Origin of the sequence: Sulfuriflexus mobilis (assembly GCF_003967195.1) — a bacterium.
Classification (GTDB): domain Bacteria; phylum Pseudomonadota; class Gammaproteobacteria; order AKS1; family AKS1; genus Sulfuriflexus; species Sulfuriflexus mobilis.
The window spans coordinates 2,451,132-2,463,779 of record NZ_AP018725.1; the positions used below are offsets into that span (position 1 = coordinate 2,451,132).

Annotated in this window: 15 protein-coding genes; 7 read left to right on the forward strand and 8 right to left on the reverse strand. The window is 53.0% G+C overall.

All coding sequences use genetic code 11. The features are described 5' to 3' along the window. Nucleotides 1-113: 113 nt before the first annotated feature. The gene (locus EL386_RS12100; RefSeq protein ID WP_126456499.1) at nt 114-467 is read right to left on the reverse strand and encodes a hypothetical protein; all 354 of its coding nucleotides are present in this window, start codon (nt 465-467) and stop codon (nt 114-116) included. A 128-nt stretch (nt 468-595) separates the two neighbouring features. On the opposite strand from EL386_RS12100, the gene EL386_RS12105 reads away from it, so the two are divergent. Continuing rightward, on the forward strand, nt 596-1,201 hold the full coding sequence (locus tag EL386_RS12105; RefSeq protein ID WP_126456500.1) for a DNA-J related domain-containing protein: 606 nt from the start codon (nt 596-598) through the stop codon (nt 1,199-1,201). 80 nt (nt 1,202-1,281) lie between these two features. On the opposite strand, the gene EL386_RS12110 is transcribed toward EL386_RS12105, so the two are convergent. The 3 genes from EL386_RS12110 to EL386_RS12120 all read right to left on the reverse strand — a co-directional run bounded on the left by EL386_RS12110 (nt 1,282) and on the right by EL386_RS12120 (nt 3,865). Further along, a complete protein-coding gene (locus EL386_RS12110) occupies nt 1,282-2,364 on the reverse strand; it encodes a hybrid sensor histidine kinase/response regulator (protein WP_126456501.1) in 1,083 nt (360 codons plus the stop codon). Between the two features lie 35 nt (nt 2,365-2,399). Continuing rightward, nucleotides 2,400-2,828 carry a rhodanese-like domain-containing protein gene (locus tag EL386_RS12115; RefSeq protein WP_126456502.1) on the reverse strand — a complete coding sequence of 143 codons (429 nt, stop codon included), beginning with the start codon at nt 2,826-2,828 and terminating at the stop codon, nt 2,400-2,402. A 143-nt stretch (nt 2,829-2,971) separates the two neighbouring features. Continuing rightward, the gene (locus tag EL386_RS12120; RefSeq protein WP_197722079.1) at nt 2,972-3,865 is read right to left on the reverse strand and encodes a hypothetical protein; all 894 of its coding nucleotides are present in this window, start codon (nt 3,863-3,865) and stop codon (nt 2,972-2,974) included. Between the two features lie 271 nt (nt 3,866-4,136). Here EL386_RS12120 and EL386_RS12125 point away from each other — a divergent pair, with 271 nt between their 5' ends. From EL386_RS12125 to EL386_RS12135, 3 genes are all read left to right on the forward strand, one after another. Further along, entirely contained in the window at nt 4,137-4,631 is a 495-nt protein-coding gene (locus EL386_RS12125; RefSeq protein ID WP_126456503.1) for a DsrE family protein, read from the forward strand. After that, nucleotides 4,628-4,903: a hypothetical protein gene (locus EL386_RS12130; RefSeq protein ID WP_126456504.1), complete on the forward strand. Its 276-nt coding sequence runs from the start codon at nt 4,628-4,630 to the stop codon at nt 4,901-4,903. Before EL386_RS12125 ends, EL386_RS12130 begins: the two co-directional genes overlap by 4 nt. An 87-nt stretch (nt 4,904-4,990) precedes the next feature. After that, nucleotides 4,991-5,749, forward strand: a complete 759-nt coding sequence (locus tag EL386_RS12135; protein WP_197722080.1) for a carbonic anhydrase — start codon at nt 4,991-4,993, stop codon at nt 5,747-5,749. Nucleotides 5,750-5,804: 55 nt separating this feature from the next. Here EL386_RS12135 and typA read toward each other — a convergent pair whose 3' ends face one another. Further along, nucleotides 5,805-7,619 (reverse strand): translational GTPase TypA, encoded by a 1,815-nt coding sequence (gene typA / locus EL386_RS12140; protein ID WP_126456505.1) that lies wholly within the window; start codon nt 7,617-7,619, stop codon nt 5,805-5,807. Between the two features lie 161 nt (nt 7,620-7,780). On the opposite strand from typA, the gene EL386_RS12145 reads away from it, so the two are divergent. The 3 genes from EL386_RS12145 to EL386_RS12155 all read left to right on the forward strand — a co-directional run bounded on the left by EL386_RS12145 (nt 7,781) and on the right by EL386_RS12155 (nt 10,037). Continuing rightward, on the forward strand, nt 7,781-8,329 hold the full coding sequence (locus tag EL386_RS12145; protein WP_126456506.1) for a hypothetical protein: 549 nt from the start codon (nt 7,781-7,783) through the stop codon (nt 8,327-8,329). A 128-nt stretch (nt 8,330-8,457) separates the two neighbouring features. Continuing rightward, nucleotides 8,458-8,916 (forward strand): Rsd/AlgQ family anti-sigma factor, encoded by a 459-nt coding sequence (locus tag EL386_RS12150; RefSeq protein ID WP_126456507.1) that lies wholly within the window; start codon nt 8,458-8,460, stop codon nt 8,914-8,916. Nucleotides 8,917-9,080: 164 nt separating this feature from the next. After that, complete coding sequence (locus EL386_RS12155; RefSeq protein WP_126456508.1) at nt 9,081-10,037, forward strand: chemotaxis protein; 957 nt, start codon at nt 9,081-9,083, stop codon at nt 10,035-10,037. A gap of 47 nt (nt 10,038-10,084) precedes the next feature. Here the strand turns inward: EL386_RS12155 and EL386_RS12160 are convergent, their stop codons facing one another. The 3 genes from EL386_RS12160 to EL386_RS12170 are packed head-to-tail and all read right to left on the reverse strand — an operon-like array spanning nt 10,085 to nt 12,567. Next, nucleotides 10,085-10,288: a SlyX family protein gene (locus EL386_RS12160; protein ID WP_172597718.1), complete on the reverse strand. Its 204-nt coding sequence runs from the start codon at nt 10,286-10,288 to the stop codon at nt 10,085-10,087. A gap of 18 nt (nt 10,289-10,306) precedes the next feature. Beyond that, complete coding sequence (gene uup / locus EL386_RS12165; RefSeq protein WP_126456510.1) at nt 10,307-12,187, reverse strand: ATP-binding cassette ATPase Uup; 1,881 nt, start codon at nt 12,185-12,187, stop codon at nt 10,307-10,309. Next, nucleotides 12,184-12,567, reverse strand: coding sequence for a hypothetical protein (locus tag EL386_RS12170; protein ID WP_126456511.1), 384 nt, complete (start codon nt 12,565-12,567; stop codon nt 12,184-12,186). Before EL386_RS12170 ends, uup begins: the two co-directional genes overlap by 4 nt. Between the last annotated feature and the right edge of the window lie 81 nt (nt 12,568-12,648).

Here is a 12,648-nt window from a genome sequence, read left to right on the forward strand (position 1 = left end):
CCCCCAATCTCCCACCACTGACCGCAACAATCCAGCATACCTTGCGACGGGAATAGGTAGTCTTGGGCCTGATGGCCAAATCCGCTTGCAGCCTGTCTACACGTCAACCCGACTTAATTCAGATACAGCGTCTTTTGTGCCGATTGGCGTGAGGCCCGTTTCAGCATCGCCTTCAGATGAACCGTGTCCATACGCGACTCTTCAACGAGGTTCAGGAGGTCCCATTTCAGGAATTCGAGCGGCAACGACCCTGCCCATTTGCCCTCTTCGGGAGTGTCTGCCCGCGCGGTCTCGTAATCCCGCAGCACCTTGATGAGTTCGCAGACATACAGTTCAATGGCCTCCATGCGCTCGAGTAGCGATCCGGCAATTTCATTACCTGCTGAAATCTGCACATGATTACCTACATCAATGGCCTCATCGTCGATCAGGGACAGGGTCTCTCTCATTTCTGCGTAACGGCTCATAGGGCGGCCACCTTGTGTAAAGTTGCATGGCAACGTAACGTATGAGAACTCTAGCAAACTATGCTTACACCAAGGTTTCATCAGCGTGAACAATTGTAAACAGACAACCTCGTATATTTACCTAAGCCATGTCAGGTAATTCTGGCAAGTGGCCGGACCATAACGGCATAGAAGACCCCTTCCTGCGGCAGTTGTGTGATATTTTACGCGCGCACCCGGCCGGCATCAGTGAGTATGAACTCTTCAATGCCCTCGCCGAACAGGGCAAGGCAGAATATGATCGCAGTGCCTGGCAATCCGAACATGCCCTGTTCTGTCGCCACTTTCTGTTATTTAACGCCCTTTACCGGCTTCGCGAACAACTGCATACGCAGCAATGTGCGCAGATAGAGATCAGCGCCCTGAAGATTTGCCTGTCTGAATGGCAGGCCAGTGAACGCGGTCTGCCTGCCGAGGGCGACCTGCTACGCGAGTTTTATCTCGACATTACGCAACTGGAAAAGATGTCCGCTGATGATGTTAAAAACATGCTTGGCGATTTCTGGTCAGGCTTTTATTCTAATGAGAGTCGCCGCGAAGCCCTGTCTGTGCTCGGTCTCGAAGACCCGGTCAGCAATACCGACATCAAACAACATTATCGCCGGCTGGCCATGCAGCACCACCCCGATCGCGGCGGCGATGACGAACAACTCAGCCGCATCAATGCCGCAATGAATATCCTCTCACGCGGCTAAACCGCACCGCTGTCATGGCAACTGCTGCTGGACAGCAAAGACCTTCGCGGCCAATCCCGTAGTCAACTTAATGCGAGACTTCAGTCTACGACACAGGCTGGCAGACGCAACCAGAATGTCGCCCCTGGTCCCTCGTTGTTGCTGACGCCAATCTCCCCCTTGTGCAGTTGGACAAAGCGGGCGCAGATTTTCAGCCCCATCCCGGAACTGATTTCACCGCCGGTAGGGCGATTACTCAGACCGATATATTGATGAAAAACGCGGTCTATCTCCTCAGGCAGAAAACCCGGGCCCTCATCACAGACCTCGATCAAGACCTCACCGGCTTCCTTCCTGGTGCGCACGCAGGTCGTCGTCCCTGGCTGGCTGAACTTGATGGCATTGCCAATCAGGTTCGCCAGCACCTGCTCAATACGCATAGCATCGACGTCTATCTCCACCAGTTTTTTATCCAGGTCGGTTGTCAGCCTAACCCCCTTGCGCCGGGCATAGCCATTGTCCTGTTCAATCAACTTCATTATCAGGGCATGGATGTCCACACCGGTTTTGAACAAGCGGATATTGCCATCATGGATAACCTGCAAGGCGAGAAAATCTTCGGTGATCTGTTTCATGCTCTCGGCTGAGGTCTTAATCAGCGAGCAGGCCTCATGGAAATCCTCAGCCAGATTTTCTTCCTTAAGTCTGTCTCCCATAACCGAGACCACATCTGTAATCAGGGCCACGTTCTTTCTCAGGTCATGACTGGTGATACCAAGAAATTCACTATTCTGATCAGCCAGGCGTTTAAGTGTTAGTTGCGTATTCACACGTGCCTGCACCACGCCAAAATCAAAGGGCTTGGGCACAAAATCATTCGCCCCCATCTTCAGAGCCTTAAGCACAAAATCACTCTCGGATAGTGCCGTCACCATGATGACCGGCAATTCCACCATTGAGTAACGCTCACGGATCCATGCCAATACTTCGAAACCATCAATCACCGGCATCATCACATCCAGCAAGACCATGTCGATGTGCTCACGTTCAATGATGTCCATGGCCTCACCACCATTTTCTGCCGTCAGGACATGGCTACCCAACCGCTCGATAACCTGTCTCATCAGCAGACAGATATCTTCATCATCTTCAACGACAAGAATACTGGATGTTTGTCCGTCCACCCTCTTCCCTTTTTATTATTACTGTCTTTAAATAACTAACACTGTTCCCACGGCAGATTATGAAATCGCCAGCCACCGAGGGCACTGCGATGATGCTGTTCATCCAGATCGCCCTCAAAGCCATCGAGAACATTATAGACTTCCGTAAAGCCATCCTTAATCAGGTGTTCACCGGCTTCGAGAGAACGCTTACCACTACGACAAATAAGGATCACCGGTGCACAACCCACATCATCATGACAGGAGACACCGCCCAGGAGCAGCTTACGCACATCAGTAGTAAAGTGTGGATTGATTGTCCAGTCAGGTTCATCGATCCAGGGAAGACTAATCGCCCCCTTGGGGTGACCGACAAACAGGAATTCCATATTTGAACGCACATCCACCAAAATGGCGCGATGCTCATCCTCCAGCTTCTGGTAAGCCTGTGTTGGCGTCAGTGAAATAATCTCGGTCTGTGCCATTGCCTTCCCCGCTAGTTTTATTCTTAACTCTATGCACTATGGCAAAAAAAGCCCGGGGATACCAAATAATCGACGTTTATGCCGGCAAAAAAAACGGGGCCCGGCAATGGGCCCCGTTGCAGACAAACCATAATAGAAAAAGCTTAATTACCGCCTGCGGCCTGCTGTAGAGATTCCTCAATGGCGTCCGGGGCATCGTTAATGTGCATAAAGGTGCCCATGTCCAGGTCCGGGAAGTTCACGGCAATACGGAACTTGGCATGCAGTGCATAAACATTACCGCCACTGACCAGCAGTTCGTACGGCAAGTGAGCCGTCTGCTTGACAGGCGCCTTATCGATGATCTTCATAATGTGCTCATCACCGGCCGGCGCACCGCCGATGGCAACACCGAAAACCGTCTGCTGCTTACCCGGTATATCAACGCGATAGACCTTTGCCGTATTGCCTTTACCCGCTGCCAGATTCATTTCAACGGCCCTGAGGGCGGCCTCGTAGGAATCATGTTCTGCGAGTTTATTGTGGTCATCAAAATAGGGCATAAAGACCATGAAGTGGTAATTATTCAACTGATTGGCCTTCCAGCCCGGGGCCTCTGAACCAAATGCCCGTTGCATACCCAATGCCTTTTCCAGCCCCTGACGTACCCCCGACAGGTCTGCCTGCATACGGTAGGCCTCAGCCATCCAGTCCGGGTTAAAAAACGAGACCTGTGTCTTGCCGCCAACCTTGGTCACGGCAACACGCACTACGGCACCATAACCACCAAACTCGGTACTGGCCGCAGCGGCCTTTAGCGCGGCATTCGTCGCGGCGATGACCACGGTATCCGCATAAGGGGAGTAGCTGCCTACCAGCTCAAAACCAGCGGCCTTAAGTGCCGCCTTGGCCCGTTCAGCCGTGGCATTCACATTACCTTCAGTTTCTGATGCCAAAATATAGGGGTACAACCACTTGTCTTCAGCCTGCGCGACCCCCGCCAGGGTAATCAAAGACAAAAAGGCTGTCACAATAAAAGACCATCTCATTCGTTGCATGGGGACTACCTCATTAAGAATATTATTATTCGAGCACCGATTATGACAACCGCGGCCTTAACCACAAGCCCCCTGCCTGGGCGAAAAACTGACAACACTCGAGGTTTTATGACTAGGCTAATGATTCATTAGACTTTTATTGTATTATTAAATCCTTATTAAAATTTCTAATTATAGGTAATAAACTTTCCTGATAATCAGGCCTGATTGCTGGAACTTGTTGATTAAGCACACATCAACACGCATCATCTCATTCATAGGCGGACCTATTATGCGCAGCTTTAAACGAATTGCCCACTGGACCTTACTGGGCCTCGCCCTGCTTTTTGGCAGTTATCGCCTGTTTGCCTCCGGTCTCGAACTTGACGAGGTTTTGTTATTATCCGAGGCCCCACCCGGGGTTGTCTTTGAGATCGTCAGCGGCGATAACGACTACCTGCGCTGGGCCATTCCTGCCGTGCAACAACACATCCAGCAACTGCGCGAGCGCTTCCCCGAACTGCCTGTTGCCGTTGTTACCCATGGCAGGGAGCAGTTTGCCCTGACCCGCGACAAACAAACCCAGTATGCCAAGGTCCATCGTGGTATTCAGTCACTGGTCAAGGATAATGATGTCAGCGTCCATGTTTGTGGCACCTATGCCGAACGACATAACGTCGACGAGAATGAATTCCCCGATTACATTAACGTCTCCGCCGCAGGCCCGGCGCAGATCAATGATTACCGCCAACTCGGCTACCTGTTGATAAAACTGAAGCGTCCATGAAGCCCTGTTTAGCTCGGCACAGCGCGATCCCCCTTGCCCTGCTCCTGCATTCGGGCCTGGTCAGTGCCGAACAGCCCTTTACGATCGATGAACTTGAACGTCGCCCGCAGGTGGCAGACTGTCGAATTTTTGAATTCACCTGCGCGACCTGTGGTCATATCATTGACAGTGAGCAGTGGGACGAGCAGAACCGTTTAATCAGCGATGTCGAGGCCTGTGAAAAACAACGTATTAAAACATCAGGCCACAACCCGCCTCCGTCCAGCAATTGACCGGCCATGGAGTGAGGCGTAACGTAGCCGGCCTCTGGCTGTTCCAGAACCAATAAATAACCAATAAATAGGGAGAAGTAACAACACATGAAAGCCCGTATGATTAAAACCGGCCTGGCGACAGCGAGCCTGTTCCTCGCCAGTAGTCTCGCCTTTGCCGCAGCTGCCGGCAAACCCCACTGGGGCTATGAGGGCCATGAAGGTCCTGCACACTGGGGCGACCTCGCCGCAGAATACGCCACCTGCAAGACCGGCAAGAGCCAGTCACCGATCAATATCAGCGGCGCCAGGCCTGCCCAGCTGGCTGATATCCGGTTCAGCTACCAGCCCACTACCCTGGACGTCGTCAATAATGGCCATACCATCCAGGTTAACTATGCCGCTGGCAGTAGTATCGAAGTCGGTGGCAAGCAATACCAGCTGCTGCAATTCCACTTCCACAGCCCGAGCGAACATACCGTTGACGGTCAGCCTTATGACATGGTTGCCCACCTCGTCCACCAGGCCGGTGATGGCCAACTCGGCGTGATCGGCGTACTCATGAAAAAAGGCAAGGCCAATCCGGTGATTGATGCCATTTGGGCCAGCTTGCCCACACAGGCCGGTGAGCACAAACAATCTGATACGCAGCTCAATGTTGCCGATCTGTTACCTGCCAAGCAGAGTTTCTACAACTACAGCGGCTCACTGACCACACCACCTTGCAGTGAGGGCGTGAACTGGATGGTGATGCAGGCACCGGTTGAAGTCTCAGCCGAACAGGTTGCGGCCTTCACCAATATCTTCAGCAAGAGCGTGCGCCCGGTACAGCCCCTGCATGAACGCCTGATTCACCTTAGTCAGTAAATTTTGCTGTTCACTAATAAAAAAGGCCGGTCAGTGACCGGCCTTTTTATATGCTTTATGCTGAGCGGCTGCTGCGTTTACGCTCATGCTCCTTAAGGAACTTTTTACGTATACGGATATGGTTCGGCGTCACTTCCACCAGTTCATCTTCATCAATAAACTCTAGCGCCTGTTCCAGGGTCATGCGAATCGCCGGGGTGAGGACAATATTCTCATCGGTACCCGAAGCGCGTACGTTGGTCAGCTGCTTGCCCTTGAGCGGGTTCACGACCAGGTCATTGGCACGTGAATGAATACCAATAATCATGCCTTCGTAGACTTCCTCATTCGGGCCGATAATCAAACGACCTCGTTCCTGCAGGTTGAATAACGAAAAGCCGAGTGCCTTACCCATGCCGTTGGAGATCAACACACCTCGGTTACGTTGACCAAAGTCACCGCCCTTGATCGGTCCATAGTGGTCAAACACACTATAGATCAGACCCGTACCCTGGGTAGCGGTCAGGAACTCGGTGCGAAAACCGATCAGGCCGCGTGCCGGGATGATAAAGTCGAGGCGCACCCGTCCCTTGCCATCCGGTGACATGTTCTTCAGTTCAGCACCACGAGTACCCAGTTTCTCCATAACCGTACCCTGGTGCTGTTCTTCCACATCGGCAGTCAGCTGCTCGAAAGGCTCACAACGTACGCCATCGATTTCCTTAATGATCACCTCTGGACGTGAAACGCCCAGCTCAAAACCTTCGCGACGCATGTTTTCAATAAGAATCGACAGGTGTAATTCACCGCGCCCGGAAACGCGGAATTTGTCCGGGTCTTGGGTATCCTCTACACGCAGGGCGACGTTATGTTTTAGCTCACGGTCAAGGCGCTCACGTATCTGGCGGGTGGTGACAAACTTGCCATCCTTACCTGCAAACGGTGAGTTATTGACCTGGAAGGTCATGTTCACGGTCGGCTCATCAACACTCAATGCCGGCAGGGCCTCGACATGATTCGGGTCACAGAGCGTATCGGAGATATCGAGCCGTTCCATGCCGGTAAAGGCAATGATGTCACCGGCATAGGCCTCAGGGACTTCGATGCGCTCAAGGCCAAGGAAACCCAATACCTGTAAAATACGGCCATTACGGCTCTTGCCTTCACGGTCGACCACGGTCACCGGGCTATTGGTCTTGACCTTACCGCGCGTAATACGGCCAATGCCGATAATGCCGACATAGCTATTGTAATCGAGCTGACTGACCTGCATCTGGAACGGCCCATCAACATCGACCTTGGGTGGCTGCACATGCTTGATGACGGTTTCGAACAGCGGCGTCATATCACCCTCCCGAACATCCGACTCCAGCCCGGCAAAACCATTCAGCGCCGAGGCATACACGACCGGGAAGTCGAGTTGTTCATCGGTGGCACCGAGGCGATCGAAGAGATCAAAAGTCTGGTCGACGACCCAGTCCGGGCGTGAACCATCACGATCGATCTTGTTGACGACGACAATCGGCCGCAGGCCACGTGCCAGTGCCTTCTGCGTCACAAAACGTGTTTGTGGCATCGGCCCTTCGCGGGCATCGACGAGTAACAGCACGGAATCGACCATCGACAGCACGCGTTCAACCTCGCCCCCGAAGTCGGCGTGCCCCGGGGTGTCGACGATATTAATGCGCTGGCCCTGCCAACGGATAGCGGTGTTCTTGGCAAGGATCGTGATGCCACGTTCCTTCTCCAGGTCATTGGAGTCCATCACCCGCTCCTCGAAATCACCACGGCTTTCCAGTGTCCCGGACTGCTGCAGCAACTTGTCAACCAGGGTGGTCTTGCCATGGTCAACGTGGGCGATAATGGCGATATTACGAATTTCTTCTGTCACGATATTTTCCGTCCTGCCGGAGGCCTGCATGAAAGCGGCGCATTATAGCGGAAACTCTCTGCCAGGGTATTTATAAAAAGGCTAATGTTTCAATCCCCCGTACCGATATGCAGGAAACCCGCACCACACGCATAAATACTGTATATAAATTAGGTGATTATATGGAACGCCCCAACAATGCCCAGGCCTCCTGTGCCCAAAATCCCGACCTTGACTGGAGCCAGGTACGCGAGACCGTCCTGATGTTGAACCTGGCCATGACCCGGATGACCCACGCCATGCGGGATGGCGACGAATCGGTCGATCACCTAAGCCGCTCATTCACCGAAATGGTCGGCCACGTCAAATTCATGCAGGATAGTGTTACGGCCATGGTCGCAGATGACACCCGCAATAACCTGCTCGATCACTGCACGGCGATCCGTGGTCAGGTAGATTCCGCGATTATGGCCTTTCAGTTCTATGACCGCCTTAGCCAACGTATGCAGCATGTCTCCAACAGCCTTGAGGCCCTGTCGAAACTGGTGGAAAGCCCACAGCGCCTCTACAATCCCATCGAGTGGAAGGCCCTGCAGGAACTGATCCGCGCCAATTACACCCTGGACAGCGACAAGGCCATGTTCGAGGCCCTGCTTCAGGGCAAGAGTATTGAAGACATTATGAAACAGGCCTGCAGCGAGGCCGAAGAAAATGATATTGAATTGTTCTGAGACCGGGACTGAACAGGAAAGTTAACAAATATTAACAATTGCTTAGATACTTATGATGCCATGAAACATTAACAAATGACTGGCTTCGGGGTATGCTAGCGTCACCTAAGACAAAATGTTGACAGCGCATGGATGTAAGCGAACACAACCTCACACGTGATGAACGCCGGACACGCTCCCGCAGCATTGCTGAACAGCTCAAGGCCGAACGCGCCGAGGTGCTGATAAATTTCTGTCGTGTGGCCGGTATCGAAGCCTACGAGACCCCGGGCCAGCAAGCCAGCCAGGAAGAATGCCTGCGAGACTTTTGCCAGATCATGGTCGATTATCTGGCCGCCGGGCACTTCGGCCTTTATCAACGTATTATTGATGGGCAGGAACGTCGCCAGCACATCTGCACCCTGGCCGAGGAACTCTACCCGCAAATTGCTAAAACCACTCAGTTGGCCCTCGATTTCAACGACAAGTATGAACATGAAGGCGAAGAGTCCTTTAACGAGGAATTTTCTGAGGACCTGTCAACGCTTGGCCAGGCCCTGGCCACGCGTATCGAGCTTGAAGATCGCCTGTTTAAGGCCATGAATTAAACCCGGTTTCCTGCCTAAAACAACACCGGTAGAGGGTTTTTCGCCCAAGTAACAAGCTGTTTTCCCCTGTGATTATATTCGTCTTACTAAAATCCTAAATATTTTCTTTCATCTGTCGATAGCACTAGGCAGATATCAAAATTATTGTGGATTAGAGAAATCACATGGACACACTCATTCAATCTGTTGACCAACGTACACGCCTGGCCGGTGCCAATCGGCTCGAAATTTTGCTCTTCAGCCTCGGTAAGGATTCCCATACCGGCCGTGAAGAGGTCTTCGGTATTAACGTTTTCAAAATACGTGAAGTCATGCACGTGCCGGAGGTCACCCATGCACCGGATATGCCACCGGGTGTGAAGGGTATGGTCAGCCTGCGTGGGCAGATGATCCCGGTCGTTGACATGGCGCATTTCTGTGATCTCGATGTTGAAACCAAGCCGAGTGTGCTTATCGTCACCGAATTCAATCGCAGTACCCAGGGCTTTCTCGTTCACTCCGTGGAACAAATCCTGCGTATGGAATGGAATGAGATCAAAGTCCCACCACCCATGCTGGCCAACCGCCTTGGTGGTCTGGTGACCGCCGTCACCGAATTACCCGATAAGCGCATCGTTATGATCATCGATGTCGAGAAAATACTCGCCGAGACCGAGCTGGAGCAGGATGATTTGACCCGGTTTGAGGGGGTGGAAAGTTTTGGGCGTGACGCGACCGTGCTGTTTGCTGATGACTCCTCCGTCGCCAGAAAGCAGATTGCCATGACACTCGACACGCTGGGCATTAAACACCTGAGCGCCAAAAATGGTGAAGAGGCCTGGGCACGTCTGGAAGAAATCGCCGAACGTGCCAAGGCCATGAACGTACCGGTGTATGACCTCGTACAACTGGTATTAACCGATATTGAGATGCCGGGCATGGACGGCTACGTGCTGACCCGCAAGATTAAGGATGATAAACGCTTCGCTGGCATCCCCGTGGTCATGCATTCATCACTCTCGGCTGATGCCAATATCACTATCGGTAAATCAGTCGGTGTCGACGCCTACGTGCCGAAGTTCGACCCACGAGAACTGGCCAAGACACTGGAACCCTTTATCAAGATCAAGACAGCCGACTAGGCTTCTATTTGCCCCGACCTGGCTACTGCCTGAATCATCACGTCCTTTTAATAATGCGGGGGCGGCGGCTCGTCGGAGGGTTTCATCATCGGTGAAGGCTGCCCGGCGCGCACCGCTTTCTTGAGTTGTTCAATATCCACCAACAGGCTCTCGATCAGCTTTTGTTGCGTGGCCATTTCATCACTCATACTTTGCAATGCCGCTTCCTGGTAGGCCAGTTTGGTTTCCAGTTCTGTAATACGCGGATCCATCTTCATCCCCCTGCTGGCTTATGCCTCTTCCAGTGCTTCCCAGCGCTTATAGGCCGCGGCCAATTCTGCTTCTATCGCTTGCATGCGCTCAGTCGCGATTGCAATCTTGTCTGCTGGCTGCTGATAAAAATCCGACTGCGCCATTTGTTGTTGCAATTGTTCCATCTCCGCATCCAGTTGTTCAATCTGCAGCGGTAGTTGCTCTAACTCCTGCTGCTCTTTATAACTTCGCTTGCGCGGTTTGCTGACTGGCTGGGTGGGCTGTGCTTTGCTATCGGCCTGTTTGGGTTTTTCCTGCCCGGCTTTGTTCACCTGACGCTGACGTAACCAGTCATCATAGCCCCCCACATACTCGGCGACCCTGCCATGGCCCTCAAACACCAGCGTACTGGTGACGACATTATTAATAAACTCACGGTCATGGCTGACCAGCAGGATGGTCCCGGCATAGTCCATCAGCAGGGACTCAAGTAATTCGAGGGTATCGACGTCGAGGTCATTGGTCGGCTCATCGAGGACCAGTACGTTGGAAGGCTTGGTGAAGATACGTGCCAGCAACAGGCGGTTGCGTTCACCACCCGAGAGCGCCTTGACCGGGGTGCGGGCCCGCTCAGGGCTGAACAGGAAGTCCTGCAGGTAACTGATGACATGCCGGCTATTGCCATTAATGATGACATTATCGGCACCATCGGCAACGTTATCCTGTACCGACTTTTCCGGGTCCAACTGGGCGCGCAGCTGATCGAAGTAGGCCACATCCAGCTTGGTACCGATACGTAACGTACCTTGCTGGGGTTCCAGCTTGCCCAGTATCAGGTTGAGTAGGGTTGTCTTGCCACAACCATTCGGACCGATGATACCGATTTTGTCGCCACGTATAATCGTCGTGGAAAAATCCTTTATGATCGGTTCACCATCCCATGCATAGGAAAGATGCTCCGCTTCGATAACAATGCGCCCGGAAATCGCCGCATCATGCACGCGTATCTTCGCCTGTCCCATTTCATTACGCCGCGCCGAAAATTCCTTGCGCATTTTTTCCAGCGCCCGTACCCGACCTTCGTTACGCGTACGGCGGGCCTTGATACCCTGGCGTATCCAGACCTCTTCCTTGGCCAGCTTCTTGTCAAACTCGGCTTCCTGATTGGCCTCGCTGTCGAGCAGGGCCTGCTTACGCTCAAGGTAAAGGTCATAATTACCCGGCCAACTGGTCATGCGACCACGATCCAGTTCAATGATCCGGGTCGCCATGCGGCGCAGGAACATACGGTCATGGGTGATAAAGATCAACGTGCCTTTATAATTAAGCAGGAAGTCCTCTAACCAGGCGATCATCTCAATATCGAGGTGGTTGGTCGGCTCATCGAGCAATAACACATCGGGTTCGGCAACCAGTGCCTGCGCGAGCAAGGCGCGTCGTTTCCAGCCACCAGAGAGTGAAGCAAACTCAACATCGGCATCCAGTTGCAGGCGCGACAACACGGTATCAATACGCTGCTGCAATGACCAGCCATGCTGGGCCTCCAGCGCATGCTGGATACGCGACATTTCATCAATCAGGGAAGGGTCATCGGCCACACGCTCGATGATGTGATGGTAGTCTTTGAGTATTTCACCAAGGCCACCGAGACCGCCGGCAACAACATCATAAACCGACCCCGTCAGACCCTGTGGCACATCCTGCTCAAGGCGACTGACCCGGGTGGCCGGGTCAATATGGTAGGTGCCTTCATCGGCCTGTATTTCATGGGCCAGCACCTTGAACAGGGTCGATTTACCGGCGCCATTACGCCCAACCAAACACAGGCGCTCACCCCGATCGACCTCCAGGTCGACCTTTTCCAGGATCGCCGGGCCACCAAAACTCAGGCCAATACCGTGCAGGGAGATGACGCTCATGATGCTAACTCACTCAGGGCCGCTTCGAGAGCGGCTTCATCGATAGGAAAGGGGATGGCCTTGACGTGTGGGTTACCGCCATGCAGGCGCTCAAATTGCGGGGCATATTCTTTTTCATAAAATACCACGATGGTCGGCGCGATCTGCAGACGTTCTACCGTGGCCAACAGGGATTCCAGACTGCTGGTGCGATCACGAAAATCCGACTGAAAATTAAACTCGGCGACGATCGCGGCGGGCGGGCGCCGTTTCAGCATCGCCATGGCCTTGCGCATCTGGTGTACGGTCTCGACCCGGTAACCCAGACGGGTATAAAGCGGCTGCAGGTTCTGATAACCCCCGACCTCAACAATCGACATCAACCACTTGTCTTCGGCCATGCCGATATTCCCCTACTCTCAATAGTTCTACCCACGGAGCCAGTACGACTCTGTTCAAGCGCCGCATCATACCTGATCTCG

Excerpts from the sequence above, each read along its gene's own strand:
- EL386_RS12100 (WP_126456499.1), bottom strand. The coding sequence starts at position 467 with ATGAGCCGTTACGCAGAAATGAGAGAGACCCTGTCCCTGATCGACGAT.
- EL386_RS12105 (WP_126456500.1), top strand. The coding sequence starts at position 596 with ATGTCAGGTAATTCTGGCAAGTGGCCGGACCATAACGGCATAGAAGAC.
- EL386_RS12115 (WP_126456502.1), bottom strand. The coding sequence starts at position 2,828 with ATGGCACAGACCGAGATTATTTCACTGACGCCAACACAGGCTTACCAG.
- EL386_RS12120 (WP_197722079.1), bottom strand. The coding sequence starts at position 3,865 with ATGCAACGAATGAGATGGTCTTTTATTGTGACAGCCTTTTTGTCTTTG.
- EL386_RS12125 (WP_126456503.1), top strand. The coding sequence starts at position 4,137 with ATGCGCAGCTTTAAACGAATTGCCCACTGGACCTTACTGGGCCTCGCC.
- EL386_RS12130 (WP_126456504.1), top strand. The coding sequence starts at position 4,628 with ATGAAGCCCTGTTTAGCTCGGCACAGCGCGATCCCCCTTGCCCTGCTC.
- EL386_RS12135 (WP_197722080.1), top strand. The coding sequence starts at position 4,991 with ATGAAAGCCCGTATGATTAAAACCGGCCTGGCGACAGCGAGCCTGTTC.
- EL386_RS12145 (WP_126456506.1), top strand. The coding sequence starts at position 7,781 with ATGGAACGCCCCAACAATGCCCAGGCCTCCTGTGCCCAAAATCCCGAC.
- EL386_RS12150 (WP_126456507.1), top strand. The coding sequence starts at position 8,458 with ATGGATGTAAGCGAACACAACCTCACACGTGATGAACGCCGGACACGC.
- EL386_RS12155 (WP_126456508.1), top strand. The coding sequence starts at position 9,081 with ATGGACACACTCATTCAATCTGTTGACCAACGTACACGCCTGGCCGGT.
- EL386_RS12160 (WP_172597718.1), bottom strand. The coding sequence starts at position 10,288 with ATGGATCCGCGTATTACAGAACTGGAAACCAAACTGGCCTACCAGGAA.
- uup (WP_126456510.1), bottom strand. The coding sequence starts at position 12,187 with ATGAGCGTCATCTCCCTGCACGGTATTGGCCTGAGTTTTGGTGGCCCG.
- EL386_RS12170 (WP_126456511.1), bottom strand. The coding sequence starts at position 12,567 with ATGGCCGAAGACAAGTGGTTGATGTCGATTGTTGAGGTCGGGGGTTAT.